Source organism: Saccharothrix sp. NPDC042600, from assembly GCF_040647305.1.
Taxonomy (GTDB): Bacteria; Actinomycetota; Actinomycetes; order Mycobacteriales; family Pseudonocardiaceae; genus Actinosynnema; species Actinosynnema mutabilis.
Genome location: NZ_JBEZBW010000015.1, coordinates 1 through 24,942, shown reverse-complemented (window position 1 = coordinate 24,942; position 24,942 = coordinate 1). Strand labels below are relative to the sequence as shown.

At 75.7% G+C, this 24,942-nt stretch carries 15 protein-coding genes; all 15 read right to left on the bottom strand.

Annotated features, from left to right (window positions below; translation table 11 throughout):
• Positions 1-5: 5 nt before the first annotated feature.
• From AB0A74_RS13195 to AB0A74_RS13125, 15 genes are read right to left on the bottom strand one after another with little or no spacing between them, the layout of a single operon-like run.
• A complete protein-coding gene (locus AB0A74_RS13195) occupies positions 6-1,760 on the bottom strand; it encodes an amino acid adenylation domain-containing protein (RefSeq protein WP_358249033.1) in 1,755 nt (584 codons plus the stop codon).
• The gene (locus tag AB0A74_RS13190) at positions 1,757-1,945 is read right to left on the bottom strand and encodes an MbtH family NRPS accessory protein (RefSeq protein ID WP_121228839.1); all 189 of its coding nucleotides are present in this window, start codon (positions 1,943-1,945) and stop codon (positions 1,757-1,759) included. The genes AB0A74_RS13195 and AB0A74_RS13190 overlap by 4 nt, the downstream gene beginning before the upstream one ends.
• 8 nt (positions 1,946-1,953) lie before the next feature.
• A complete protein-coding gene (locus AB0A74_RS13185) occupies positions 1,954-3,159 on the bottom strand; it encodes a condensation domain-containing protein (protein WP_358249030.1) in 1,206 nt (401 codons plus the stop codon).
• The gene (locus AB0A74_RS13180) at positions 3,152-4,039 is read right to left on the bottom strand and encodes an ornithine carbamoyltransferase (RefSeq protein ID WP_343936832.1); all 888 of its coding nucleotides are present in this window, start codon (positions 4,037-4,039) and stop codon (positions 3,152-3,154) included. Before AB0A74_RS13180 ends, AB0A74_RS13185 begins: the two co-directional genes overlap by 8 nt.
• The gene (locus AB0A74_RS13175) at positions 4,036-5,034 is read right to left on the bottom strand and encodes an ornithine cyclodeaminase (protein ID WP_358249028.1); all 999 of its coding nucleotides are present in this window, start codon (positions 5,032-5,034) and stop codon (positions 4,036-4,038) included. Before AB0A74_RS13175 ends, AB0A74_RS13180 begins: the two co-directional genes overlap by 4 nt.
• A gap of 2 nt (positions 5,035-5,036) precedes the next feature.
• Positions 5,037-6,188, bottom strand: coding sequence for an acyl-CoA dehydrogenase family protein (locus tag AB0A74_RS13170; protein WP_358249027.1), 1,152 nt, complete (start codon positions 6,186-6,188; stop codon positions 5,037-5,039).
• Positions 6,185-7,831, bottom strand: a complete 1,647-nt coding sequence (locus AB0A74_RS13165) for a condensation domain-containing protein (RefSeq protein ID WP_358249025.1) — start codon at positions 7,829-7,831, stop codon at positions 6,185-6,187. The genes AB0A74_RS13170 and AB0A74_RS13165 overlap by 4 nt, the downstream gene beginning before the upstream one ends.
• Positions 7,828-8,574 (bottom strand): thioesterase domain-containing protein, encoded by a 747-nt coding sequence (locus AB0A74_RS13160; protein WP_358249024.1) that lies wholly within the window; start codon positions 8,572-8,574, stop codon positions 7,828-7,830. Before AB0A74_RS13160 ends, AB0A74_RS13165 begins: the two co-directional genes overlap by 4 nt.
• Complete coding sequence (locus AB0A74_RS13155) at positions 8,571-11,429, bottom strand: amino acid adenylation domain-containing protein (protein ID WP_358249023.1); 2,859 nt, start codon at positions 11,427-11,429, stop codon at positions 8,571-8,573. Before AB0A74_RS13155 ends, AB0A74_RS13160 begins: the two co-directional genes overlap by 4 nt.
• The gene (locus tag AB0A74_RS13150) at positions 11,426-14,596 is read right to left on the bottom strand and encodes an amino acid adenylation domain-containing protein (protein ID WP_358249021.1); all 3,171 of its coding nucleotides are present in this window, start codon (positions 14,594-14,596) and stop codon (positions 11,426-11,428) included. Before AB0A74_RS13150 ends, AB0A74_RS13155 begins: the two co-directional genes overlap by 4 nt.
• Positions 14,597-14,610: 14 nt before the next feature.
• A complete protein-coding gene (locus AB0A74_RS13145) occupies positions 14,611-15,858 on the bottom strand; it encodes an MFS transporter (RefSeq protein WP_358249019.1) in 1,248 nt (415 codons plus the stop codon).
• Between the two features lie 46 nt (positions 15,859-15,904).
• Entirely contained in the window at positions 15,905-17,023 is a 1,119-nt protein-coding gene (vioD, locus tag AB0A74_RS13140; RefSeq protein WP_358249018.1) for a capreomycidine synthase, read from the bottom strand.
• The gene (gene vioC, locus AB0A74_RS13135) at positions 17,023-18,039 is read right to left on the bottom strand and encodes an arginine beta-hydroxylase, Fe(II)/alpha-ketoglutarate-dependent (RefSeq protein WP_358249017.1); all 1,017 of its coding nucleotides are present in this window, start codon (positions 18,037-18,039) and stop codon (positions 17,023-17,025) included. Before vioC ends, vioD begins: the two co-directional genes overlap by 1 nt.
• Positions 18,036-19,142 (bottom strand): cysteine synthase family protein, encoded by a 1,107-nt coding sequence (locus tag AB0A74_RS13130; protein ID WP_358249016.1) that lies wholly within the window; start codon positions 19,140-19,142, stop codon positions 18,036-18,038. The genes vioC and AB0A74_RS13130 overlap by 4 nt, the downstream gene beginning before the upstream one ends.
• Entirely contained in the window at positions 19,142-24,913 is a 5,772-nt protein-coding gene (locus AB0A74_RS13125; protein ID WP_358249015.1) for an amino acid adenylation domain-containing protein, read from the bottom strand. The genes AB0A74_RS13130 and AB0A74_RS13125 overlap by 1 nt, the downstream gene beginning before the upstream one ends.
• Between the last annotated feature and the right edge of the window lie 29 nt (positions 24,914-24,942).

Sequence of the window (24,942 nt, the reverse complement as noted above, 5' to 3'; positions counted from 1 at the left end):
CGCGCTCACCTCGGGGTCCGGCTGATCAGGCCCGCCAACGCGGTCGGGCTCGGGTGGTCGAACACGTCGCGGAACGTCAGCTCCACCCGGTAGCTGCGCCGGATGCGCGTCAGCAGCCGGGTCGCGACCACGGAGTCACCGCCCTGGTCGAAGAAGTCGTCGTCGGCCGCGCACGGCGTGCCCAGGACTTCGCTGAACACCACCGCGAGCTGCCCCGCCAGGCCGGCGCCCGGCGCGACGTCGGACCGCGCGAACCGCTCCACCAGCGCGGCCTGGTCGATCTTGCCCGTGGTGAGCAGCGGCATGCTGGGCACGGACACCAGGCGGTGCGGCAGCAGCGCGGGCGACAACCTGGTGCGCAGGGCCGCCGCGACCGTCGCGGGCGTGGCGTCGCCGTCGCCGGGCACGAACGCGCCGACCAGCAGGACGCCGTCCGACGCGTTGTCCACCACGAACGCCGCCGCCGCGGTCACCCCGGGGCACGCCATGAGCGCGCGTTCCACCTCGGCCGGCTCGACCCGCACCCCGCGCACCTTGACCTGCCGGTCCGCCCGACCCACGAACACCAGTGCGCCGTCGTCGGCCACCCGCACCAGGTCCCCGGTGCGGAACCGCCGCCCGCGCTCGTCGGGCGGGAACCGCTCGGCGGTCGCCGCGGGCCGGTCCCGGTAGCCCCACGCGAGGGTGGGACCGCCGACGTGCAGCTCGAACAGGCCGTCGCCGACCGGTTCGAGGTGCTGGCGGACGTGCGGCAGCGGGTGCCCGATCGGCACCGCGCCCCCGTCCGGCGGCGCGAGACCGCCGATGTCGGCCGCGTGGGTGACCATGACGGTCTCGGTCTGCCCGTAGGTGTTGAGCAGCCGGACGTCCGGCGCGCGCTCGGCCCAGACCCGCACCTGCCGCGCCCGCACCTCCTCGCCGCCCACGACGACCAGCCGCAGGCACTCCGGCACCGCCTCGCCGGTCGTCTCCAGGTAGTCGACCACCTGGTTCCAGAACGCGGTCGGCAGGTCCACGACCGACACCGACCGGCGTTCGACCGCGCGCAGCAGCGCCGGGACCGACCCGGAGGTGGCCTCGCGGTCGAGCACCAGGCCCGCGCCGGACAGCAGCGTCGAGTACAGCTCCTCGCCGCTGGTGTCCCACACGAGCGACGCCCAGCTCAGGAACCGGTCGTCCGGCGTGATCCCGCACCGCCGCGCCAGCGACGGGGCGGCGTGCGCGATCGACCGGTGCGGCACCATGACCGCCTTCGCCGTGCCCGTGGACCCGGAGGTGAACATCACGTACGCCAAGTCCTCCGGATCGGGCAACCCGCCGACGCCTCCGGAAGCCGAGTGCGAACCCGAGTCCGAGCCTGAGGCCGAGCGTGAGGCCGAGTCTGGGGCCGAGCCGAACGGGATCGGGTGCAGGCCCAGGTCCGGCAACGCCGCCAGCGCCTCCGCCCGCCCGGTCACCCACGCCGCGCCCGCCGTCCGCACGACGTGCCGCAACCGCTCGACCGGGTCGCCGGCGTCCACCGGCACGTACGCCGCCCCCGCCCGCAGCACACCGAGCATCGACACGATGCCCTGCCACGTCCGGTCCGCCGGCACCACCACCCGGTCCCCGCGCCGCACGCCCGCCGCCCGCAACGCGCCCGCCACGCCGGTCAGCTCGCGCCACAGCCGCCCGTAGGACACCGTCTCCGCCTCGTCCAGCAACGCCGGCGCGTCGGGCCGCGCGCCGGCGAGCTGGTCGAGGCGGTGCAGCGCGGTCACACCGCCTCCGCGCGGCGGCGCACGCTGAGCGGGCGCATGTCGGTCCACACGGTCTCGATGTGCGCGAGGCACTGCTCCTTGTCGCCGGACGTGCCCTCGGCACGCCACCCGGCGGGCAGCGGCCGGTCGGCCGGCCACACCGAGTACTGCTCCTCGTGGTTGACGACCACCAGGTACGTGTCCACGTTTCCCCCTATTCCGCGGTGATCTCGTCCAGCACGGCCAGGAAGTCGGCGGTCAGCGCCGCGGCCGTGCCGCTGTCGTGCAGGTCGGTCGAGTACTCCAGGGACCCGGCCAGCTCGTCGCCGTCGCGCACCAGCTCCAGCTCCAGGTCGGAGGCGGCGGCGCCGGTGGGCAGGTCCAGTTCCACGCACCGCACGCCGGGCAGCGCCAGCCGCCCGACCGGCGCGTCCTGGAAGGTGAACAGGGCCTGGAACAACGGGGTGCGCGCCGGGTCGGGCGGTTCGCCCACGGCCGCCACCACCGCGCCCAGCGGGACGTCCTGGTCGGCGAACGCGTCGAACGCGGCCTCCCGCACCCGGCGCAGCACCTCCGCCGGGCCCGGCTCGCCGGCCAGGTCGGCCCGCACCACGACGGTGTTGGTGAACAGGCCGATGACGTTCTCGCTGTCCGGGTCGCCGCGCCCGGCCACCGGCACGCCGACCGCGAAGTCGGTCTGCCCGGTCCGCCGGTGCAGGACGAGCTGGAACGCGGCCAGCAACACCATGAACGCGGTGACGCGGTGCCGCCGCGCGCACGCCCGCACCGCGCCGGTCAGGTCGGCGGGCACGGTGAACCACACCTGGTCGCCCTTGCCCGACCGCACCGCGGGCCGGTCGGCGGCCAGCGGCGGCACGCCCGCCAGCCGGTCCCGGCACCGGGCCACCGCCGCCGGGTCCACCGCGCGCCGAGCCACCAGCTCCCGGTGGTCGGCGACCGGCGGCAGCTCCGCACCGTCGTAGAGCCGGGACAGCTCGTCGTGCAACAGCCCCAGCGACACGCCGTCACAGGAGATGTGGTGCACCGCCAACGCCACCACATGGTCCTCTGTGGACAGACGCACCACGAGCACCCGTAGCGGCCACTCCCGCGCCAGGTCGAACGGCCGGGCGCAGAACCGCGCGGCTTCGGCGTGCGCGGCCGTGAACCCCTCCGCCGCGACCGCCTCGACCACCACCGGCCCCGGCGGGTCCACCACGGGGTCGGGCCCGCCGTCCGTCCCGACCGGGAACCGGGTGCGCAACGGCGAGTGCCGGGCCACCACCGCGTCCACCGCCGCCGTGAACGCGCCGAGGTCGAACGGCCCGCGCAGCCGGTGCGCCGACGACAGCGTGAACCCGGTGTCGTCCAGTTGGTGCAGCACCCACAGGCTGCGCTGCGCGGGGGAGAGGTCAAGCACGACGACCCCCGACGAACCGCTCCAGCACCGCCATCGCGCTCGCCGCCTTCATCGCGGCCTGCGTCCAGGCCAGCGACCGCGCGCCGTCCAGCACCGCGCCGGCCACCTCCTCGCCCCGGTGGGCGGGCAGGTCGTGCAGGAACACCGCGTCCGGCCACCGGTCCATCAGCGCGGTGTCCACGTGGAAGGGCCGGAACGCCTCGCGCCAGTCCGGGTCGGCCTTGGCCGTGCCGGTGGTCTGCCACCGGGTGGTGTAGACGACGTCCACGTCCCCGGTGACCTCCGCGAGGTCCGCGACCTCCCGCCACGGGCCGGGGTCGCGCGGCCCGTAGCCCTTGGGGCAGGCCAGCACCAGCTCGCAGCCCGGGACGGCGGCCAGCGCGTGCACCAGGGCGGCGGCGGTGTTGTTGCCCTCGCCCACGTACAGCACCCGCACGCCCGCCAGGTCGCCGAAGTGGTGGCGCAGCACCGCGAGGTCGGTCAGGCCCTGGGTGGGGTGCTCCTCGCGGCTCATGGCGTTGACCACCGGCAGCACGCCGCCGCCGGACAACTCCCGTTGCCGCGCGACCGGCCCGGCGGTGCGCACGACCAGCCCGTCCAGCATGGACGCCAGGACCCGGCCGGTGTCCGCGGTGGACTCGCCGGTGGCGGTCTGCAGCTCGTCCGGGCCGAACGCGACCACCGACGCGCCCAGCCGCAGCGCCGCCGTGGTGAACGCGGTCCTGGTGCGGGTGGAGGTCTTGGTGAACAGGGTGCCCACCACCAGGTCGGTCAGCGGGCGGTCGTGCGCGGTCCGGTCGCGGTGCAGCTGCACCGACCGGTCCGCCAGGGCGAGGACGTCCGCCGGGGACAGGTCCGCCAGCGAGTACAGGCCGGTCATCGGGCCGCGCCCAGCAGGTCGAGGGTCGTGCCCAGCCCGGCGGAGCGGGCGTGCGCGGCGACCTCCGCCAGCAGGCCCACGTCCAGCACGGCCATGCCGAACGGGTTGCTGACCACCACCCCGTCCCGGGGCCGCACCGGGGCCACCGCCCCGGTCAGCACCCCGCCCAGCGACCCGGTGACCGGGACGTCGCCGTCGGCCAGCAGCGCGCCCAGCACCCGGCGCGGGTTCTCCCGGATCAGCTCCAGGTCGTCCACGAACAGCGCCTCGGACTTGAAGAACACCTCGGGCAGCAGGTCGTCCAGCGACACGTGCGCGACGAACGACCCGGGCCGGAACCAGTCGTGCGGGATGTACCCGTCGTCGACGGTGGTCAGGGTGACCAGGACGTGACTCGCGCGCACGGCGGCCTCGGCGGTGTCGTGCACGTGCACGGTGTGCCCGGACGCGCCGGTGAACGCCTCGGCCCTGGAGCGCTCGGTGTCGAACACGTGCAGGTCCCGCACGGCCGGGAAGTAGCGGGCCAGCAGCGCGGCGTGCACGCGCGCCTGCGCCCCCGTGCCGATGAAGCTCACCGCGTCGAACCCCACCGGCCCCAGGTGCCGCAGGCTCGCCATCGTGTAGGCGGCGGTGCGCAGTCCCGACAGGTAGGCCGCCTCCGCCAGCACCACGGGCCGGGCGGTCCGCGGGTCGAACAGGAACCCGCAGCCGCCGGCCCGGTCCAGGCCGATCGAGGGGTTGGAGACGGCGGCGTTGATCAGCTTGATGCCGTAGGTGGGGCCGCGTTCGCCGTCCACCGCGCCCAGCATGGCGATGGACCGGCAGTACGCGCCCTGGTCGTTCTCCCACGGCAGGTAGCCCTCGGCGGGCAGGGTGGTGCGGCCGGCGGCGTGGCTGCGCAGCACGGACTCGACCACCTCGACGGGGTCCACGCCCGCGACGCAGGCCCGCACGGTCTCGCGGTCCAGGAACAGCAGTTCTTCGCTCGGCGTCATGGTCACTCCTGTTCGGTGCCGGTCAGGTGGCCCGCGATGAGGTGCAGCAGCGCTTCGTCCGCGCCGCCCGCGAAGCTGCCCGCGCGGGCGTCGCGGTAGGTGCGCTCGACGTCGTCCACGCCCAGGTAGCCCGCCGCGCCCCGGACCTGGAGCCCGACGTCGGCGACCTCGCGCAGCAGGCGGGTGGCGCGCAGCTTGGCGATGCTGGCCTCGCGCAGGCACTGCGCGCCGTCGGCGAGCAGTTGGTAGGCCTCGCCCGCGTAGCTGCGCACGAGGTCGAGTTCGGCGTCGAGTTCGGCGAGCCGGAACCCGATCGCCTGGTGGTCGGTCAGCGCGCGGCCCAGGACGCGGCGGCGGCGCGCGTGGTGCACGGTCGCGCGCAGCACCCGTTCGGCCTGGCCGAGCGCGACCACGGCCAGGAAGCAGCGCTCCCGGGTGAACGTGCGGGTCTGCAGCTCGTAGCCCTCGCCGACCTCGCCCAGCAGGTAGGCCGCGGGCACCTCCACGTCGGTGAAGGTCAGCGTGCCGTGGTCGCACGAGCGGTGGCCGAGCTTGCCGGTGTGGCGGACCTGCCGCACCCCGGCCAGGTTGGTCGGCACCACCAGCAGCGCCAGGTCGCCGATGCCGGCCGCCTCGCCGGTGCGGCACAGCACCACGGCGAAGTCCGCGACCGACCCGTTGGTGATGAACGCCTTGGTGCCGTTGACGGTGAAGCCGCGCTCGGTGCGCACGGCGGTGGTGGTGAGCGCGCCCAGGTCGGACCCGCCCGCCGGCTCGGTCGCGGCCAGCGCCGCCACCAGCTCGCCCCGGATGGCCGGCCGCAGCACGTCCCGGCGCACCTCGGGCGTGCCGGCGCGGGCCAGCAGCGGCGCGACGATGTCGGTCTGCACGGACAGCGCCATCGCGGGCGCGCCGGCCGGGACGCGGCCCAGCTCCTGCGCCCACACGTAGGAGTAGCCCAGGTCCAGGCCCAGCCCGCCGTCCTCCACCGGCATGGTCAGGCCCAGCAGCCCTTCGGCGGCCAGGGTCTTGCACAGCTGGTGCACGGGCATGACGCCGTCGCGCTCCCAGTCGTCGACCAGCTCGACGCACTCGCGGTCGAGCACCATCCGCACGGACTCGCGGAACAACTCGTGCTGCCGGTTGAGCTTCACCGCGCGCTCCCCTCCGGGTCGGCGACGCCGCGCACGACGTGCTCCAGCGCCACGAGGTACTGGCCGGCCCACGCGGCGACGGTGGCCCGGCGGAACAGCGACGGCCGGTAGGTGACCGTCAACCGCAGGCCGTCGGTGTCGGAGACGGTGAAGGCCAGGTCGAACTTGCTCTGCCGCTCCGGCGGGTCGCGGAACTGCCAGGTGAAGCCCAGCTCGGGCGCGGGCGTGCCGGGGTCGTCGAAGTTCTGCACCGCCAGCGACACCCGGGCCAGCGGCACCCTGGTGCCCGCGCGGCGCGCGCCGAGCAGGTCCACCAGGCGGTCGAACGGGAAGGTCTGGCAGTCCACCAGCTCGTCCACCTCGTCGCGGTTGCGCTCCAGCAGCACCCGCACGTCCGAGGTGCCGCCCAGCCGCACCCGCGCCAGGGCCGTGTTGACGAACAGCCCCACCAGGTCCTCGTGCTCGGTCTGCGCGCGGCCCGCGACCGGCACCGCCACCACCAGGTCGTCCACCCCGGTGATCCGGGCGAGCAGGACGCCCAGCGCGGTCAGGTGGAACGTCAGCGCGGTGTGCCCGAAGGAGGTCCGGGCCCGCTCCACCGCCGCCGCGAGGCCGGGCGGGGCGTGCACGGTCACGTCGTCGCCGTCCTCGTGCGCCGGCACGTCCACCGGGTCCACCGGCAGCGGCAGGTCGGCGGGCCGGTCGGCGAACCGGCGGGCCAGCCGCACGGCCATGTCCGGCCACCGCGAGGACTCCACGTCCCGCTCCCACGCCACGTAGTCGGCGAAGCCCACCGCCGGCGGCGGCAGCGCGGGGGAGCGGCCCGCCAGCGCGCGGCCGTAGGCGTCGAGGAAGTCGGCGAGCAGGGTGTCCAGGCTCCAGCCGTCGCACACGATGTGGTGCACGGCCAGCTCGATCCGGTACCGCCGGTCGGCCAGGCGCAGCAGCGCGAACCGGGCGAGCGGGCCGGTGTCCAGCCGGATCGGGGTGGTGCGCAGGAGCCGGACCCGTTCCTCGGCGAGCCGGTCGCGCACCGGGGCGGGGAAGCGGGCGAGGTCCAGCACGCTGATCTCCGGCGCGGCCTCGGCGTCCACGACGACCGCGACCCGGTCGTCGTCGGCCTTGACGAACCGGCTGCGCAGCGCCTCGTGCCGGCGCACGACCGCGGTCCACGCCGCGGTGAACGCCGCCGGGTCCACCGTCCCGGCCACGTCCAGCGCCACGGTGACCAGGTGGTCGAGCCGGTCGGGGTCGAGCTGGTGCAGCAGCCACACCCGTTCCTGGGCGGTGGACGGCCGGCGGTCGGCCTCCGCCCCGGCGCGCGGCGCGGGGATCGGCGGCGCGCCGCCGCCGCGGAACTCCTCCTCCAGGTGGGCGGCCAGCAGGTCCGGGGTCGGGTGCTTGAGCACGCCGGCGGGCGGGACCTGCCGGCCCAGCCTGCGGCCCACCCGCCCGGCGACCCGGATGGCCAGCAGCGAGTTGCCGCCGTGGACGAAGAAGTCGCTGTCGGGGGTGAGGTCCGGCGCGTCGAGCACCTCGGCGAATACCGGCAGCACGGCGGCGACGATCTCGGCCCGGCCCGGTGGGGCGGGGGCGCCGGTGGTCGCCGGGGCGCCGGTGGTCGCTGGGGTCTCGGTGGTCATGGTCGCCACGCTCCTTCGAGGTGGTGCGCGAGGTCGTCGAGGACGGCCGACCTGGCGGCGCGGAGGTAGAAGTGCCCGCCGGGGTGGACCCGGTGGGCGAAGGGGCCCTCGGTCAGCTCCGCCCACGCCGCCGTGTCCTCGGCCGGGGTGGCGTCGTCGTCCGCGCCGGTCAGCGCGAGCACGGGCACGCGCAGCCGGGGGCCGGGGCGGTGGGTGTGGGCGTCGTGCAGGGCCAGGTCGCCGCGCAGCGGGCGCAGCAGCATCGCGCGCCACTCCGGGTCGGCCAGCACGTCGTCCAGGGGGTCGTCGTCGAGTTCGCGGACGTGCTCGACCAGTTCGGCGTCGGACCGGTCGCGCGCCCGGTCGGGGTCGAGCCGGTGCGGCGGCACGTGCCCGGACACCGCGAGCAGCAGCGGGTCGGGCGCGCCCCGGCGGTCCAGCTCGCGGGCCAGGTCGTGGGCGATCAGCGCGCCCAGGCTGTGCCCGAACAGCGCCAGCGGCTGCTCGGCGAGGTCGCCCAGCGCGTCGGCGATCTCGCGGACGAGGTGCTCGGGGTCGGTGATCGGCTGCTCGGCGAACCGGTCCTCCCGGCCGGGCGGTTGCACGGCCACGACGTCGAACGCGTCCTGCCGGTCCCAGCCGGCGTAGGCGAAGGCGCCGGCGCCCGCGTGCGGCAGGCACAGCAGCACCGGGCCGCCGGACCGCCCGCCCACCGGGCGCAGCCAGTGCGGGTCCGGCGTCACCGCCGCTCACCCGCCAACGCCTCGACCCAGCCGGCGGCCACGGCCTTGACCTCGTCGGCGGGCAGGTCCCAGCCGGTGACGTGCAGCCGCAGGCGGTCGCCCGCGACGACCGCGAACTCCACCGCGCCCGCCGACGCCGGGTCGAACGCGGTCGGGCTCTCGTGCAGCGGGAGGTCGGGCGCGAGCGGTTCGTCGTCGGCGGTCACCACGAGCCGGAACGAGCCCTGCGGCGCGATCCGGGGCGCGGGCCAGTCGTCGGCGAGGTCGGGGCAGGCGTCCAGCAGCGCCGCGCCCCAGTGCACGGCCGGGTCGGCGAAGCGCCGCCACTGCGCGTCGGCCTCGTCGTCGTCCGCGACGACCAGGGGCAGCACGTCGGCCAGGTTCGCGACCGACCCGCCCGCGCCCGGCCAGTGCCGGGGCACGCCCACCGGCACGTCGACCAGCCCCAGCCAGGACCGCGCGGCCGTCGCGGCGGCGGCGACCAGGCGGGCGTGCCACCGGGTCGGCGGGGTGTCCAGCAGCGCGTCGGGCGCGTGCCCCAGGTCCACCTCCACCACCCGGTCGCGGTGCTCGCGCGGCAGCGCGGCCAACGCGGCCTTCTCGGCCTCAAGGAAGCGGACCAGGTGCCCGCGCAGCCCGTCCGGGGCCGGTCCGCCCAGCGGCTGGTCGGCCACGGGCACGACCGGGCGGGGCCGCGGCGCGCGACCCAGGCCGGCCGCGACCTCCTCGGCGACCCGGCGCAGCGCCGCGCCGTCGACCAGTTCGTGCCGGATCGACACCAGCAGCCGGCCCGCCACCAGCGCGGCTGCCGTGGGCAGCCCGGTCGTCAGGTCGGTGGACTCGGCGAGCCGGGCCTTGGCGTCGTCCACCGGGCCGTCGGGGGTGTGCAGCTCGAACCGGTCCACCGGCACCGCGCGCGGGCCGTCGTCGTCGATCCGGGCGCGCAGCACGGGGTGCCGCCGCACGATGTCCTCCAGCACGGCGCGGACCCGTTCGGCGGGCACGTCGGCGGGGAGGCCGATGTCGAGGGTGGCGTTGCCGCCCGGCCGGCGCAGCGCCAGCCGCGTCGAGGGCGTCAGCACCAGGTCCTCTTCGGCGACGGCGGCCAGGCCCGCGACCGTGCGCTCGCGCAGCACGTCGGCCGGCCGCACCCGGATCCCGCGCCGGCGCAGCCGGTCCACGACCCGGAACGCCAGCAGCGACGACCCGCCGTGGCCCAGGAAGTCCGCGTCCGCCGACACCTCCGGCAGGTCCAGCACCTCGGCCCACACCGCCGCGACCACGGACTCCACGCCGGGGCGCGGCGCGCGGCCGGCGGAGTCGCGCGCGAACCGCCGCACCAGCTCGGCCAGCTCGGCGGTGTCCATCTTCCCGTTGCGGGTGAACGGCAACGCCTCCACCGGCACCAGCAGGTGCGGCACCAGGTAGGCGGGCAACCGCTCGGTCAGGCGCGACCGCAGCCGGTCCGGCGGCACGTCGCCGACGTAGCAGCACACGAGCTGCTCGGCCGGTTCGCCGCGCACCACGACGGCCGCGTCCCGCACGCCCGGCACGGCCTTGACCGCCGCGTCCACCTCCTCCAGCTCGACGCGGTAGCCGGAGATCTTGACCTGGCTGTCCACCCGGCCCTGGAACTCCAGCGCCCACCGGTCGGCGTGGCGCACCAGCCGGGCGAGGTCGCCGGTCCGGTACAGCCGCTCGGTCCGTCCACTGTGGACTTCCAGCTCGTGGAACGCCTTCGCGGTGGCCTCGGCGGACCGGTAGCCGCGCGCGAGGCCGGCGCCGGCGATGTGGATCTCGCCGGTGATGCCCGGCGGGCACAGCCGCCCGTCGTCGTCCAGGGCGTAGAGGCGGTAGTTGGGCAGCGGGACGCCGATGGGCACCTGGCCGTGGTCCAGGTCGGGTTCGGTGAGGTGCTCGGTGGCGTTGACGGCCGCCTCGGTGGGGCCGTAGATCGTGTTCAGCCGCGCGGGGGAGGACACGACCCGGTGCCAGCGGTGGGTCTGGTGGTAGTAGTACGTCTCGCCGCCGATGATGATCCAGCGCAGGTCCGGCAGCTCCGCCGGGCGCGCCTCGGCGGCGTTGAGCAGGTGGACCCAGTGCGAGGTCACCAGGTCCAGGTGGGTGACGCGCTCGGCGCGCAGCCAGTCCAGGAAGGCGGCCGGGTCGCGCTGGACGTCGTCGGGCACGGTGACCAGGCACGCGCCGGTCGCCCAGGCGGGGAAGACCTGTTGCACGGACGGGTCGAACGTCAGCGGCGCGGTCTGGCCCAGCCGGTCGTCGGGGCGCACGTCGTGCCGCCGCACCACCCAGTGCGTGAGGTTGTCCACGGCGCGTTCGGCCATCACCACGCCCTTGGGGCGGCCGGTGCTGCCGGAGGTGTAGATGACGTAGCAGACCCGGTCCGGCTCGTGCGGCACGTCCGGCGCGGGCGCGGCGGGCAGGCTCGCCGGGTCGGTGTCCAGCAGCAGCGGCGTGGCGCCGGCGTCGGCCAGCACGAACGCCACCCGGTCGGCGGGGTCGTCCGGGTTGACCGGCACGTAGGCGCACCCGGCCTTCAGGACGCCGAGCAGCGCGGCGTACGGGGCGAGCGCGCGGGTGGCCGCGATCGCCACCACCGAACCCGGCCGGACGCCCCGCGCGGCCAGGAAGGCGGCCACCGCGTCGGCGCGGCGGTGCAGTTCGCGGTAGGTCCACACGCCGTCGACGGCGTGCACGGCGGGGCGGTCGGGGTGCTCGCGCGCCACGGCGTCGAGGCGGGCGAGCAGGTGCGGGCCGGGGAAGTCCTCGGCGGTGTCGTTGTAGGCCAGCCAGGCGGCCCGTTCGTCGGGTTCGAGCGCGGCGTCCGCGGTCACGGCTGCATCCCCTTCGCGAGTCGGTTCTGGGCCCGGCGGACCTCCCTGGCGACCAGCTCGGCGGTCGCCCGGGACACCGCGGCGGTGTCGAACTCCAGCCGGCAGCCGGGCACGCCGTCGTCCTCGAAGCACACCAGCGCCAGCGGGTCGGACCCGGCCTCGCGCCAGCGGCCCTCCTCGGGCACCTCGGGCAGCGGCCGGTGGCCGGGCGGCACGGCGGCGTCCGGGTAGTTCTGGAAGACGAAGGTCGCCACCGGGTGGCGGACGCCGGCGGGCACGTCGGCCGGGAGCACGTCGGTGTCCACGTCGTCCATGCCGACCACCACGGCGAGGTCGCGGTGCAGCCGCGCCAGGCGGGCCTCGGCGCCGCCCACGGCGTCCACCGGCAGCGGCACGGTCCGGGCCAGGCACGCGACGGCCTCCTCGACGCCCGGCACGTCCACGTTGCGGCCCGACGACACGACGCCGACGGCGAACGAGTCCTGCCGGCACACCCGCCGCAGGGCCTCGGTGAAGGCGAGGAGGTGGATCGCGGCCGGCGACGCCTCCGCGGCCTGCGCGCGGGCGGCCAACTCGCGGTGCGTCCCGGGGTCGATCGGCCACTCGATGTGCTCACCGCCGACGCCGCTGCCGTCGGCGGGCAGCAGCAGGGCGGGCGTGGCGGCCAGGCGCGCCACCCACTCCGGGTCCGGCGTCCCGCCCGACCCCAGGCGGCGGGCCAGCGCGCGCAGGGGCAGCACCGGTGGCGGCAGCGGGCGGAACCGGCCCGCTCGCAGGGCCACGTGCAGCCGGTCGAACTCGCGTTGCACGATCTCCCACGACCACCCGTCCGAGATGACGTGGTGCAGGGTCCAGGTCAGCGAGAACACCTCGCCCCGGTCGAACGCCCGCACCCGCACCAGCGGCGGCTCGGCCAGGTCGAACGGGGTCGCGTAGTCCCGGTCGGCGGCCTCCAGCACCGCACCCCACTGGTCGGCCACGCCGGTCAGGTCCACCACCTCCAACGGCACCGGCACCTTCGGCAGCACCCGCTGCGCCAGCCCCGGCGTGACCGCCGTCCGCAGCACTTCGTGCCGCTCCAGCAGCACCTCCAGCGCGCCGCGCACGGCGTCCACGTCCAGCGGCACCCGGTAGGTGACGGTCTCCTGCACCAGACCGCGCTGCGCGCCGCCGTCGCTGAGCAGCGCCGTCAGGGCGAGCGGCCGTTGGGCGGGCAGCAGGGGGAACTCGCCGTCGGTCGGCGACTCCTCCGGCGCGGGACGGGCGCGGGCGGCCAGCGTGGTCCGGTTGTCGTCCACGTACCGGGCCAGCCGCCGCACGGTCGGGTGCAGGAACACGTCCACCGCCCGGATCGGCAACCCCGCCTCCACGCACTCCCGGCGCAGCCGGATGCTGGTGATCGAGTTGCCGCCGACCTGGAAGAACTCGTCGTCCGGGCCGATGTCGTCACGGCCCAGCACGCTCCGCCAGATGCCCAGCAGCGTCGCCGCCGTCGCCCCGAGCGGCCCGGCGCCGCCCGACGGGCCGGACAGGTCGCGCGCCAGCTCCGCGCACGCGGCCCGGTCCAGCTTGCCGTTGGCGTTGTGCGGCAACGACTCCACGACCACCACCCGCGACGGCACCAGCGCCGCCGGCAGCTCTTCCGCCAGCCCGGCCCGGATGTCCTCCGTGGACAGCTCGACCGCCGAGGCCACGCAGGCCACCAGCTCCGCCCGGCCCTCCTCGCGCAGCACCACCGCCACCGCCTCGGTCACGCCGGGGTGCGCCAGCAGGGCGTGCTCGATCTCGGCCGGCTCGACGCGGACGCCGTTGAGCTTCACCTGGTCGTCCCGGCGGCCCACGAACACCAGCAGGCCGTCCGCGCCGACCCGCACCACGTCACCGGTCCGGTAGAACCGCTCGCCGCCGCGCTCCACGAACGACCGCGCGGTGCCCTCCGGGTCGTCCAGGTAGCCGCGCGCCAGCCCCACCCCGCCCAGGAACAGCTCACCGTCGGCGTCCACCGGGCAGGGGTTGCCGTGCGCGTCCAGCACGGACGCGGTGATCCCCGGCAACGGCCGCCCGATCGGCACCACCGCGCCCACCGGCCCGGTCACCTCGAACGCGGTCGCGTTCACGGTCACCTCGGTGGGCCCGTAGACGTTGAACAGCCGGTGCCCCTGCTCCCACGACCGCCACCGGTCCACCTGCCGCGCCGGCAGCGGCTCGCCGGCCAGCAGCACGGCCCGCAGGTCGGGCAGCACCCGTTGTCCCGCGGCGATCCGGTCGGCCAGGTGCTCCACCACGGGCGTCCACAGCGAGGGCACCGAGTCCCAGTGCGTGATCCGGTGCCGGGCCAGCCACGCGGCCAGCTCCGGCCCGGACAGTCGCACCCGCTCCGGCACCGGGAACAGCGTCGCCCCCGAGGCCAGCGCCGGGAAGATCTGTTGCACCGAGGCGTCGAAGTGCAGCGACGCGTTCTGGGTGACCCGGCTGCCCGGCCCCATCGGCACCAGGTCGCGGGCCCAGCAGGTCAGGTTCACCGCCGCCCGGTGCTGCACCACCACACCCTTGGGCGTGCCGGTCGAACCGGACGTGAAGATCACGTAGGCCACGTCGTCCGGCGTCGGCCCGACCGGCTCGCCCGCGTCGGGCAGGCCCGCCAGCACCGCGACCCGCCCGCTGTCCACCTTGGACCGCTGGAACGGCAGCGGCTGGTCGGTCAGCAGCGCGGGCAGCCCCGGCTGCTCCAACAACGCCCAGCTCTCCGCGGTCGTCACCACGGCGTGCGCGTCGGCCCGGGACAGCACCGCGCGCAGCCGGGCGGGCGGCGCCGCCGGGTCCAGCGGCACGTACGCGCCGCCCGCCAGCAGCACCCCCAGCAGCACCGGGTAGGTCGCAAGGGACCGCTCGCCGAGCACGCCGACGCGCGGCGGCCCGGTGTGCGGCTGCCGGGCCACCCAGGCCGCGACCCGCCGCGCGCCGGCGGCCAACTCGCGGTAGGTCAGGGCGTCCGGGCCGATGCGGACCGCGTCCGCGTCCGGGGTGCGGTCGGCCTGGTCCAGCACCAGCCGCGCCAACGTGGTGTCCGGCGACCACGCCGGCGGCGGTCCACTCAGGACGGTCGGGGTGGCGTGCTTCTCGGCGTCGGTGCGCAGGTCCCACCGGGTGAAGTCGACCTGGGTCATCAGCTCTCCTGGCGTCAGCCCGATGATCGGGCGGGCTCGTCGGGGTGCGCGGGGGTGCGCAGGCCCCGGCTGACCGTCGCGAAGACGGCCAGGACCAGCAGCACGGCCTCGTAGGCCAGCAGCGTGGACGTGGTGCCGAGCAGGCCCAGCAGCACGCCGGTGAGCGCGTAGCCCAGCGGCAGGCTGCCCTGCTCGATGAACGTCAGGAACCCCTCGACGCGGCCGAGCTTGCTGTTGGGGATGACGCTCATCAGGTACTTCATCTGGATCACGTTGAGGATCGAGATCTGGAACGAGATCAGGCCCCAGACCAGCCCGGTGGCCCAGCCGGGCAGGTCCACCAGCAGCAGCGGGAACAGCGCGGCGGTCAGCCAGTGCTTGGTCAGCACGGCCGGGACCATCCCGATCCGGTCCTCGACCCGGCCGGCGAGCATCGAGCCGAGGATGCCGCCCACCGCGGCGGCGGTGAACACCGTGCCGGTCTCCAGCCCCGACGCGCCGTTCTCCCGCACCATGACGATCAGCAGCAGGCCGATGCCCGCGAACAGGAAGTCGCCCGCGACGGTCAGGATCGTCAGGGCCCGCACCAGCGGCCGGCTCAACGTGACGCGCGCGCCGGTGGTGAGGTCCTGCCGCCAGGACACCTCCGGGTAGGGCTTGTCCGCGCCGAGCCGGGCCCGGATCGCCAGGACGCACACCATGATCGCGACGAACGACACGGCGTCGATCCAGAACGGCGAGGTCGGCCCGGCGGTCTCGAACAGCAGACCGGCCAGCGGCGGCGCGACGATGGCCGAGATGCCCCAGATCGTCTCGCTCTGGGACGCCGCCTCGCCCAGTTTCTCCTCGCCCGCGATCCGGGGCAGCGCGGCGGTGTCGGCGATCCGGTACACGGTCGCCGCAACGCTGTTGACAAATGCGACCACGTACAAATGCGGAAGGGTGAGTTCACCCAGGAGGTGCACGACCGGAATGGACGTGATGGAGATCGCGCTGACCACCGAACCGCCGAGCATGAGCGCCCGCCGGGACGTCCGGTCGGCCAGCACGCCGATCGGCACGCTCAGCAGCAGCGGCGGCACGGCCGCCACGCCGCCGACCAGGCCCGCGTGCGTCGGCGACCCGGTCAGGAACAGCACGAGCAGGGGAAACGCGATCAGCGTGACCTCGTCGCCGATGGCCGACAGCACGGTGCCGCCCCACCAGAACCGGAAGTCCCTGTTGTCGCGCAGCCTGCGTGGCGCGTTCTCGATGGCTGCCACGGTGATTCCTCTCGAAACGGCGATGTTGCGCTGCGTAGTCAACCAGTCACAGTTTTGCCGGCAACCGTTTTTCCGCCAGCACGGCGCCCAGCGCGGTCAACCCGGCCGCGAACACCGCGGGGTCGCAGCCGAATCCGATCCGCATTCGATCGGGGAATCCGAAACAACCGCCCGGAACGGTCAGGACGCCGTGTTCGGACATCAGCCGGTCGCACAGCGGCGTCACGTCGGCCACCCCCGGGAACCGGGGGAACGCGGTCACCCCGCCGCCCGGCGCGGGGCAGTCCACGCCGTGCGCGGCGGCCCAGTCCAGCAGCCGCCGCCGGTTGGCGGTCGCCTCCGCCAGCCGGGGCGCGATCAGCTCGTCGGCGTGCTCCACGGCGACCGCGGCGAGCAGTTCGGTCAGCGGCGACAGGCTCAGCGTCAGGTAGTCCCGGACGCGGACCAGCTCCGGCGCGAGGTCGGCGGGCAGCACGCACCACCCGACCCGCAGGCCGGGCAGCCCGTGGGCCTTGGACAGCGTGCCGGTGGACAGCACCCGCCCGCCCAGCGCGGTCGGCTCCGGCAGCGGCGGCGCGTCGTAGACCAGGTCGCGGAACGCGTTGTCCCACAACAGGTACGCCCCGCTGCGCCCGACCACGTCGAGCAGTTCGGCCTGCACCGCCGCGTCCACGGTCACCCCGGTGGGGTTGTGCGGGAAGTTCACCACGACCAGCCGGGTGCGGGGCGTCAACAACGCCCGCAGGTCCGCCGGGTCGGGTGCCGCGCCCAGCACCGGCCACGGCCGCAGCACCGCCCCGCACGCCCGCGCCAGCGCCGACAGCGAGTGGTAGGCGGGGTCGGGCACCACCACCTCGTCACCGGGCCGCACCAGCGCGGTCATCGCCAGGAACAACGCCTCGCTGGACCCGTGCGCGGTCATCACGACGTGGTCGGGTCCGGGCCGCAGCCGGTCCGCCAGCGCCGCCCGCAGCCGCTCCGCGCCCAGCGACGGCCCGTCGCGGAACACCACCGCGTCCAGCTCCTCGACGGTGATCCCGCCCAACCGCCGCAGGTCCGCCAGCCGGTGGTCGGCCACACCGCTGCTGGAGACGTCCACGCGGGCGGTGAAGTACCGCTCGCGCAACCAGTCCTCCAGCGCGGCGGCCGGCAGGTCGCGCACCATCACGCCTCACCCAGCACGCGCGCCTGGGCGTCGCGCCGCGCCGCCCGCGACTTGCGCAGGTCCGCGGTCACGTTGATGCGCTTGAGCCAGCGGTCCGTGCCGTCGAACCGGGCCCGGAACGGGCGGCGGCCGTGCACGACGTTGCGGTTGTCCAGGAACGCCACGTCACCCGGGCCCAGCACCACCTCGTACAGCGCGCCGCCGAGGTGCTTGATGAGCGTGTCCAACGCGCCCGCGGCCTCGGCGTCGCCGTCCACGGCGGTGGTGAAGTCGCTGTCCACGCACAACTGCGGCGCGTCGCGGTGCCCGCGCAGGATCGACACCGCGCGCGGGTTCTCCACCGCCTCGACGATGCCGGCGAAGTAGTCGCTCAACCGGCCGCCGCTGTTGTGCGTGGGCAGGTGGGAGTTGTCGGGGCGGATGTGGAAGCGCTCGCCGAACAGCACGTCCACCACGGCCGGCCCGACCAGGTCGGGGTCCAGCCCGGCCACGGTGGTGGCCACCGAGTCGGGGTTGCGCAGCGAGAACAGGCCCACGTAGTCGGCCCGGTAGGGGGAGAACGCGTCCTCGGTGTGCCAGCCCAGCTCCACGCTGCTGCTGGAGCTGACCAGCGAGTCCTCCTGCCCCTCGATGGGCAGCACGTCGGTCACCACGCGGCCGTCCTGCTGGGTGGCCCAGCCGACCACGTCGCCGAGCAGCGAGGCGTAGAGCACCAGGAGGAAGCCGTAGCGGCGGGACGCGGCGGTGCGCGCCTGCCGCCAATGCGGCGGGGTCGGGCCGAGCGCGTCCTGGTCGACGTCGTTGCCGCGCACGACCAGCGCGTGCAGCCGGTCGTCCAGGCGGGCGCGCTCGACCTCCCGGCGCACCGCCCGGGGCAGGTCGTGGGCCAGCACGGCGGCGTCGGCGAGGAAGTCGGCGGAGTCGGGTTCGGCGTAGCGCTGCGCGCACTCCAGCGCGAGCAGCGCGGCCTGCGCGGACTCCGGCTCGCTGAGCCGGATCTCGCGGATGGCGGTCATGGGGTGCTCTCCTGTCCGGTGTCCGGTTCGGCGTGGTGGAAGCGCGCCCCGCGCAGGCGGGACCGCAGGAGTCCGGGGTCGTCGGTGAGGCGCAGCGGCGCCAGCCAGTCGGGGTCGTAGACCGTGCGCGCGTAGTTCTCGCCGAGGTCGGCGCACACGCACACGGCGGTGGTCAGCCCGGGGTGGGCGGCGAGGTGGTCCAGCGCGCCTGCGACGACCGCGCCGCTGGACCCGCCGACCGCGATCCCGGTGTCGGCGCGCAGCACGTGGCACGCGGCGATCGCCGCCGCCTCCCGCACGTACACCAGGTCGTCGCACTCGGCGCGGGTCAGGAAGGTGGAGCGGCGGCTCGCGCCGATGCCGGTCAGCACGCGCCCGCCGGGCACGCCGCCGAACACCGTCGAGCCCTCGACGTCCACGGCCACCAGGCGCGTCGCCGGGCGGGCGCGGCGGAAGTGGGCGGCCAGGCCCGCCAGCGTGCCCCCGGTGGACACCGCGACGAACACCGCCTGCGCCTCGCCGCCGACCTGGCGGTCGATCTCCGGCGCGGTCCACGTCTCGTGCACGTGCCGGTTGGCGTCGTTCTCGTACTGGTTGGGCCACACCGCGCCGGGGATCTCGGCGACCAGCTTGCGCACCCGGTCCAGCCGGTCCAGCAGGTGCGTGGTGGCCGCCGCCGGCGTCCGCACGACCTCCAGCCGCGCGCCGTTGGCCTCGATCGCCGCCTGGATCACCGGCGACTGCTTGAGGTCCACCACGGCCACGAACGGCAGGCCCAGGTCGCGGCAGATCGCCGACAGCGCCACGCCCAGGTTGCCCGAGGTGGACTCCACGACCGTGACGTCCCGCGACGCCATGCGCGGCGCGATCGAGCGGACCAGGCCCAGCGCGGTGCGGCCCTTGATGGACCGCCACGGCGAGCGGCCCTCCAGCTTCAGCAGCAGGGTGCGCGGGATGCCCGCGACCTCGACCCGCACGCGGGCGATCGGCACCTCCGGGTACGCCGCCACCGCGGCGTCCACGTGTTCCAGGACCTCGGCGGCGGTGGTGCTCAGCTCCGCCGCCGGATCGACCGTTGACAGCACGTCGTTCCCCCTCGACATCACGCGAAATCGGGTCGGCGGGCGTCCACCGGCAGGTCCGGGTCGGCCAGCAGCGTCAGCAGCGCGGCCTCCCAGTGGTTGCGGACCTGCGCGACGCGGGCGGCGGTGAACCGCTCGGGCCGGTACTCGAACGCCCCGGTCAGGCCGTGCTCGGTGTCCAGCACCTCCAGCAGGAGGTCGAACTTGGCGGTGCCGTTGTGCGGCGGGGTGAGCCGGGTGGCGGTGACGCCGTCCAGCCGCGGCGAGTGCCCGCGCACGTCCAGGTGCGAGAACGCCACGCTCGTCGGCGCCCTCCCGGGCCCCAGCAGGTCCACCACCAGGTCGAACGGCACGTGCTCGTGCGGCAGGACGCGCCGGCGGGCCTCGTCCACCGCCGCCACCGCCGCCCGGCCGGTGCCGCGCGGCGCCACCCGCACCGGCACGTGGTTGACGAACAGCCCCACCAGGTCGGCGGTCTCGGCGGAGGCCCGGTTGGCCACCTCCACGCCGATCGCGCCCGGCGAGTCCTCGCCCAGCGCCAGCGCGAACGCGGTCAGCCCGAGCACGAACGGCGAGACGCCCAGGCCGGCGGCGGTGGCGCGCAGCTCGTCGGACAGCGCCGCGCCGAGCGCGAAGTCCAGCACCGCGCCGGGGCCGTGCGCGTCGGCCGGGGGCTGCGGGCGCAACCCGGCCAGTTCCCCGCGCCAGAACGCCAGGTGCGGTTCCAGGTCGCGGGACCGCACGTCCCGCTCCCACCACGTGTAGTCGGTGAAGGTCAGCCCGTCGCGCGGTCGCGGCGCGCGGCCTGCGCGGCGGTCGTGGTAGCAGGCGGCCAGGTCGCGCCACAGCACGTCCAGCGACCAGCCGTCCACCACCAGGTGGTGCGCGGTGAACTGGAACAGCCACTCGTCGGGCGCGAGCCGGTGCAGGCTCGTGGCCACCAGCGGGCCGGCCGGGTCGAACACCCGGGCCGACTCGGCGGCCAGCGCGTCCCGCACCCGGTCGGCCGGCAGGTCGCCGACGCGCAGCGCGGTGCGCGGCTCGGGCGCGACCACCAGCTCCGGTTCACCGTCCTCGACGGACTCGACGTGGGCGCGCAGCGCGTCGTGGCGGCGCAGCACGTCGTCCACGGCCGCCGCGAACGCCTCCTCGTCCAGCTCGCCGCGCAGGCGGAACGCCTCGGCCACGGTGTAGGTGGCGGTGCCGGGTCGCAGGTTCTCCTCGATCCACAGCCGGCGCTGCGCGGACGACAGCGGCGCGCGGCGCCGCCGGTCGGGCCGGGGCCGGACGGGTTCGCGGTCGGCGCGCGTGCCGTCCACCGCGGTCGCCAGGTCCGCGAGGCGGGGGAAGCGCAGCACGGTCGGCAAGGGCAGCGCCACGCCCAGCGCGGCGCCGGCGCGGGCGGCGACCCGGGCCGCGAGCAGCGAGTGGCCGCCCAGCGCGAAGAAGTGGTCGTCCGCCCGCACCTCCGGCACGTCCAGCAGGTCGCGCCAGATCGCGGCCAGCGCCGCCTCGGTCGCGGTCAGCGGGCGGCTGTCGCCGGTGTGCCGGCCGGTGGGGGTGGGCAGCGCCGCGCGGTCGAGCTTGCCGTTGCCGGTCAACGGGAACCGGTCCAGGGTCAGCACCACCGAGGGCACCAGGTGCTCGGGCAGCCGCTCGGCCAGCGCCGTCCGCAGCTCCTCGCCGTCCCGGTCGGTGACGGCGTAGCCGATGAGCCGGTCGTCGTGCGCGGTGACCAGCGCCCCGTGCACGCCGGGCAGCGCGCCGAGCACCGCCTCGACCTCGCCGGGCTCGATCCGGTGCCCGCGCACCTTGACCTGGAAGTCGTTGCGGCCCAGGAAGTCCAGTTGCCCGTCGGGCAGCAGCCGGGCCAGGTCGCCGGTGCGGTACAGCCGCGCGCCCGCCGGCCCCAGCGGGTCGGGCACGAACCGCTCGGCGGTCAGCGCCGGGCGGCCCAGGTAGCCGCGCGCCACCGGCAGGCCGCCGACGCACAGCTCACCGGTGCTGCCCGGCGGCACCGGCCGCAGGTCCGCGTCCAGCACGCGCACGACCGCGCCCTCGAACGGGTGGCCGATCGGCAGCCGGTCCACGGTGTCGTCCACGACGTCGTGGTCGGTCATCTCGACTGTGGTCTCGGTGGGGCCGTACATGTTGCGCAGCCGGGCTCCCAGCAGGTCGCGCGCGGCTCGGGCCGTGGTCACGGGCAGCGTCTCGCCGCTGGTGAGGACGTGCCGCAGGGTCGGGCACCGGCCCGGTCCGGGCAGGCCCTCCAGGAACACCGCCAGCGAGCTGGGCACGAAGTGCGCGACGGTGACCCGCTCCCGCTCGACCAGGTCCACCAGGTGGCCGGGGTCGGCGTGCCGGCCGGGTTCGGCGACGACGACCGACGCGCCCCGGGTCAGCGCCCAGAAGACCTCGCGCACCGACACGTCGAACGCCAGCGGGGACTTGTGCAGCAGCCGGTCGTCGGGGGTGAGGTCGAAGCGGCGGTCCAGCGCGTCGAGGAAGTTCAGCACCGACCCGTGCTGCACCATCACGCCCTTGGGGCGGCCGGTGGAGCCGGACGTGTAGATCACGTACGCCAGGTGGTCGGGACCGGTGAGCGGCTCCGGGTCGGTGGTGGGGTGCCGGGGCAGCGGCTCGTCCACCACCACGACCTCCGCGCCCAGCGCGGCCAGGCGGTCGGCGAGTCGCCGCTGGGTGAGGACCAGCGCCGCTCCGGAGTCGGCGATCAGCTCGGCGATCCGCAGGTCGGGGTTGCTGGTCTCCACCGGCACGTACGCGCCGCCGGCCTTCAGCACGCCGTAGACGGCGATCAGCGCCTCGGGAGAGCGTTCCAGGCACACCACGACCGGGGTTTCGGCTCGGACGCCGCGGGCGCGCAACTCGTGGGCGAGCTGAGCGGATCGCGCGTCGAACTCGCCGTAGGTCAGGCTGTTCTGTCCGAAGTGGATCGCCGGGCGGTCGGGGTGGCGTTGGGCGATCTCGTGGGCGAGGGCGTGCAGCGTGGTGGTCGGCGCTTCCCCTGTGGTGCCGCTCCAGCGTTCCAGGTCCTGGCTTTCGTCCTCCGGCAGCAGCGGCAGGTCCGCGACCCTGGTGTCCGCCCGCGCGCCGGCCAGCAGGGTCGCCAGGCGGCGCGCCCACCGGCTCGCCGTGGCGCGGGTGAACACGTCGGTGGAGAACTGGAGGGTGAGGTCGATCCCGCCCTCGCGCGGCACGAACCCGAACGCCGCGTCCGCCTGCGCGGATCCACAGTGGACGGTCACGTCGGTGGTCGTCACGTCCGGCAGCGCCAGCGCGGTCTCGTACGGCTCCTCGTACAGGGCCATCACCTGGAACACCGGGGTGCGACCGCTGTCGCGGGCGGGGGCGAGCTTGTCCACCACCCGGTCGAACGACGCGGCGTCGTGCTGGAGGCCGTCGGCGAGCCGGTCGGTCACGGCGCGGACCACCTCGCCCAGCGTGTCGTGCGGCTGCACGGGCCAGCGCAGGGCGAGCGTGTTCAGGCACAGGCCGACCAGGTGGTCCAGCCCGGCGTCGGGCCGGCGGGCGACGGCCGTGCCGACCACCACGTCCCGGTGGCCGCCGACGCGGTGCAGCAGCACGCCCACCGCCGCCAGCAGCACCGCGAACGGCGTGGTGCGCAGGCGTTCGGCCAGCGCGGTGACCGGCGCGGCGTCGATCCGGTGGCGCACGACGTCGCCGCGCCCGGTGCGTTGCGCGGGGCGGGGGTGGTCGGGCGGGAAGCTGACCTCGTCGGGCACGCCGTCCAGCGCGGTGACGAAGTGCTCCAGGGCGCGGCCCAGGGCGCCGTCCTGCTCCTCGGCCCGTTCCAGGGCGAGGTAGTCGGCGTAGCGGCCGGGGGTGGCGGTCGGCGCGCCGGTGTAGTGGGCGGCGATGTCGCGCAGCAGCACGTCCACCGACCAGCCGTCGGCGATGAGGTGGTGCAGCACGATGGCCAGCACGTGGTCCTGCGGGCCCTGGTTGACCAGCGTGAAGCGGGCCAGTGGGCCGGTCGCGGGGTCCAGCGCGGCGACACCCTCGGCGAGCACCTCGCGCACCGACCGGTTCGCCTCCTCGGCCACGGTGATCGAGCCCGGGTCGAGCACGGCCCGCGTCGGGGAGCCGTCGACCTCGGGGAAGACGTGCCGCAGGCCTTCGTGGCGGCGCACGACCGCGTCCACGGCGTTCTTGAGCTTGGCGACGTCCAGCGGGCCGGCCAGGCGCAGCGCCACGGGGATCGCGTACTCGGCGGGGTGGCCGCCGAGCCGGCTGAGCAGCCAGATCCGTTGCTCGGCCCGGGAGACCTCGGCGACGGGCTCGGGGGACGGCGGGGACAGCAGCGCCGCCATCGCGGCCGGCGTGGGCGCCTCGAACGCCAGCCGCACCGGGACGTCGGTGCGCAGGGCGGCGCGCAGGCGGGCGGCCAGCCGGGTGGCCTGGATGGAGTTGCCGCCGGAGCCGAAGAAGCTGTCCTCCGGCCCGATCGGCGCGCCCAGCACCTCGGCCGCGACCGCCAGCACCACCTCCAACACCGGCCGACCGTCCGAGCCGCGCTCCAGCGCCGGCCGACCGTCCGCGGCGTGCTCCAACGCGGGCCGACCGTCCGCGGCGTGCGTCGGCGGTGCCGCGGTGGTCGGCGCGGGCTCGGCGGGCGCCTGGTCGGGCTTGGGCAGGGCGGCGCGGTCCACCTTGCCGTTGGGGGAGATCGGCAGGCGGTCCAGGCGGATGAACCGCGCCGGCACCAGCGGTCGGGGCAGGCGCCGCGCCAGGAACTCCCGCAGCGCCGCCTGGTCCAGCCCCGCGTCCGCGCCCACGTAGGCCAGCAGGGTCGCGTGCTCGTGCGCCCCCTCGGTCACCACGACCGCGCCGTTCACGCCGGGGTGCGCGGTGATCGCCGCCTCGATCTCGCCGGCCTCCACCCGCCACCCGCGCAGCTTGAACTGGTGGTCGCGCCGCCCCAGGAACTCCAGCTCGCCGTCCGGGGTCACCCGGCCCAGGTCGCCGGTCCGGTACAGCCGCGACCCGGGTGGCCCGAACGGGTCGGGCACGAACCGCTCCGCCGTCAGCGCCGGCCGCGCGTGGTAGCCGCGGGTGACGCTCGCGCCGCCCAGGAAGACCTCGCCGACCACGCCCGCGGGCTTGGGTCGCAACCGCTGGTCCAGCACGTACGCCGTGGCGTTGGCCATCGGCCGCCCCACCAGCACCGGGCGGTCGGGCTTGGCGCGGTCGGCGGTCCAGTAGGTCGAGTCGACCGACACCTCCGTCGCCCCGTACAGGTTCACCAGCTCCGCCGAGGTCCGCTCGTGCACCAGCGCCACCAGCGACGGGTCCAGCGCCTCACCGGACACGAACACCCGCCGCAGCCCGGCGCCCGCCCCCGGGTCGGCCTCCTCCACGAACAACCGCATCAGCGACGGCACGAAGTGCAGGCACGTCACGCCGTGCCGCTGGATCAGCTCCGACAGGTGGTACGGGTCGGTGTGCCCGCCGGGCGCGGGCAGCACCACCGCCGCGCCCACCTGCAACGGCCAGAAGATCTCGTACACCGACACGTCGAAGGACAGCGAGGTCGCCTGGAGCACGCGGTCCTCGGGCGTGAGCGGGAAGTCGTGCTGCATTCCGCGCAGGTAGGACGCGATGCCCCGGTGCTCGACCATCACGCCCTTGGGCCGCCCGGTCGATCCCGAGGTGTAGACGACGTAGGCGAGGTCGTCCGGGCCGGACGACGCCGGCGGCGCGCTGCTCGGGTGGTGGGCGAACCGGGTCGCGTCGTCGTCGGTCACCAGCACGGGCGGGCCGTCGGCGGCGAACCGGTCGC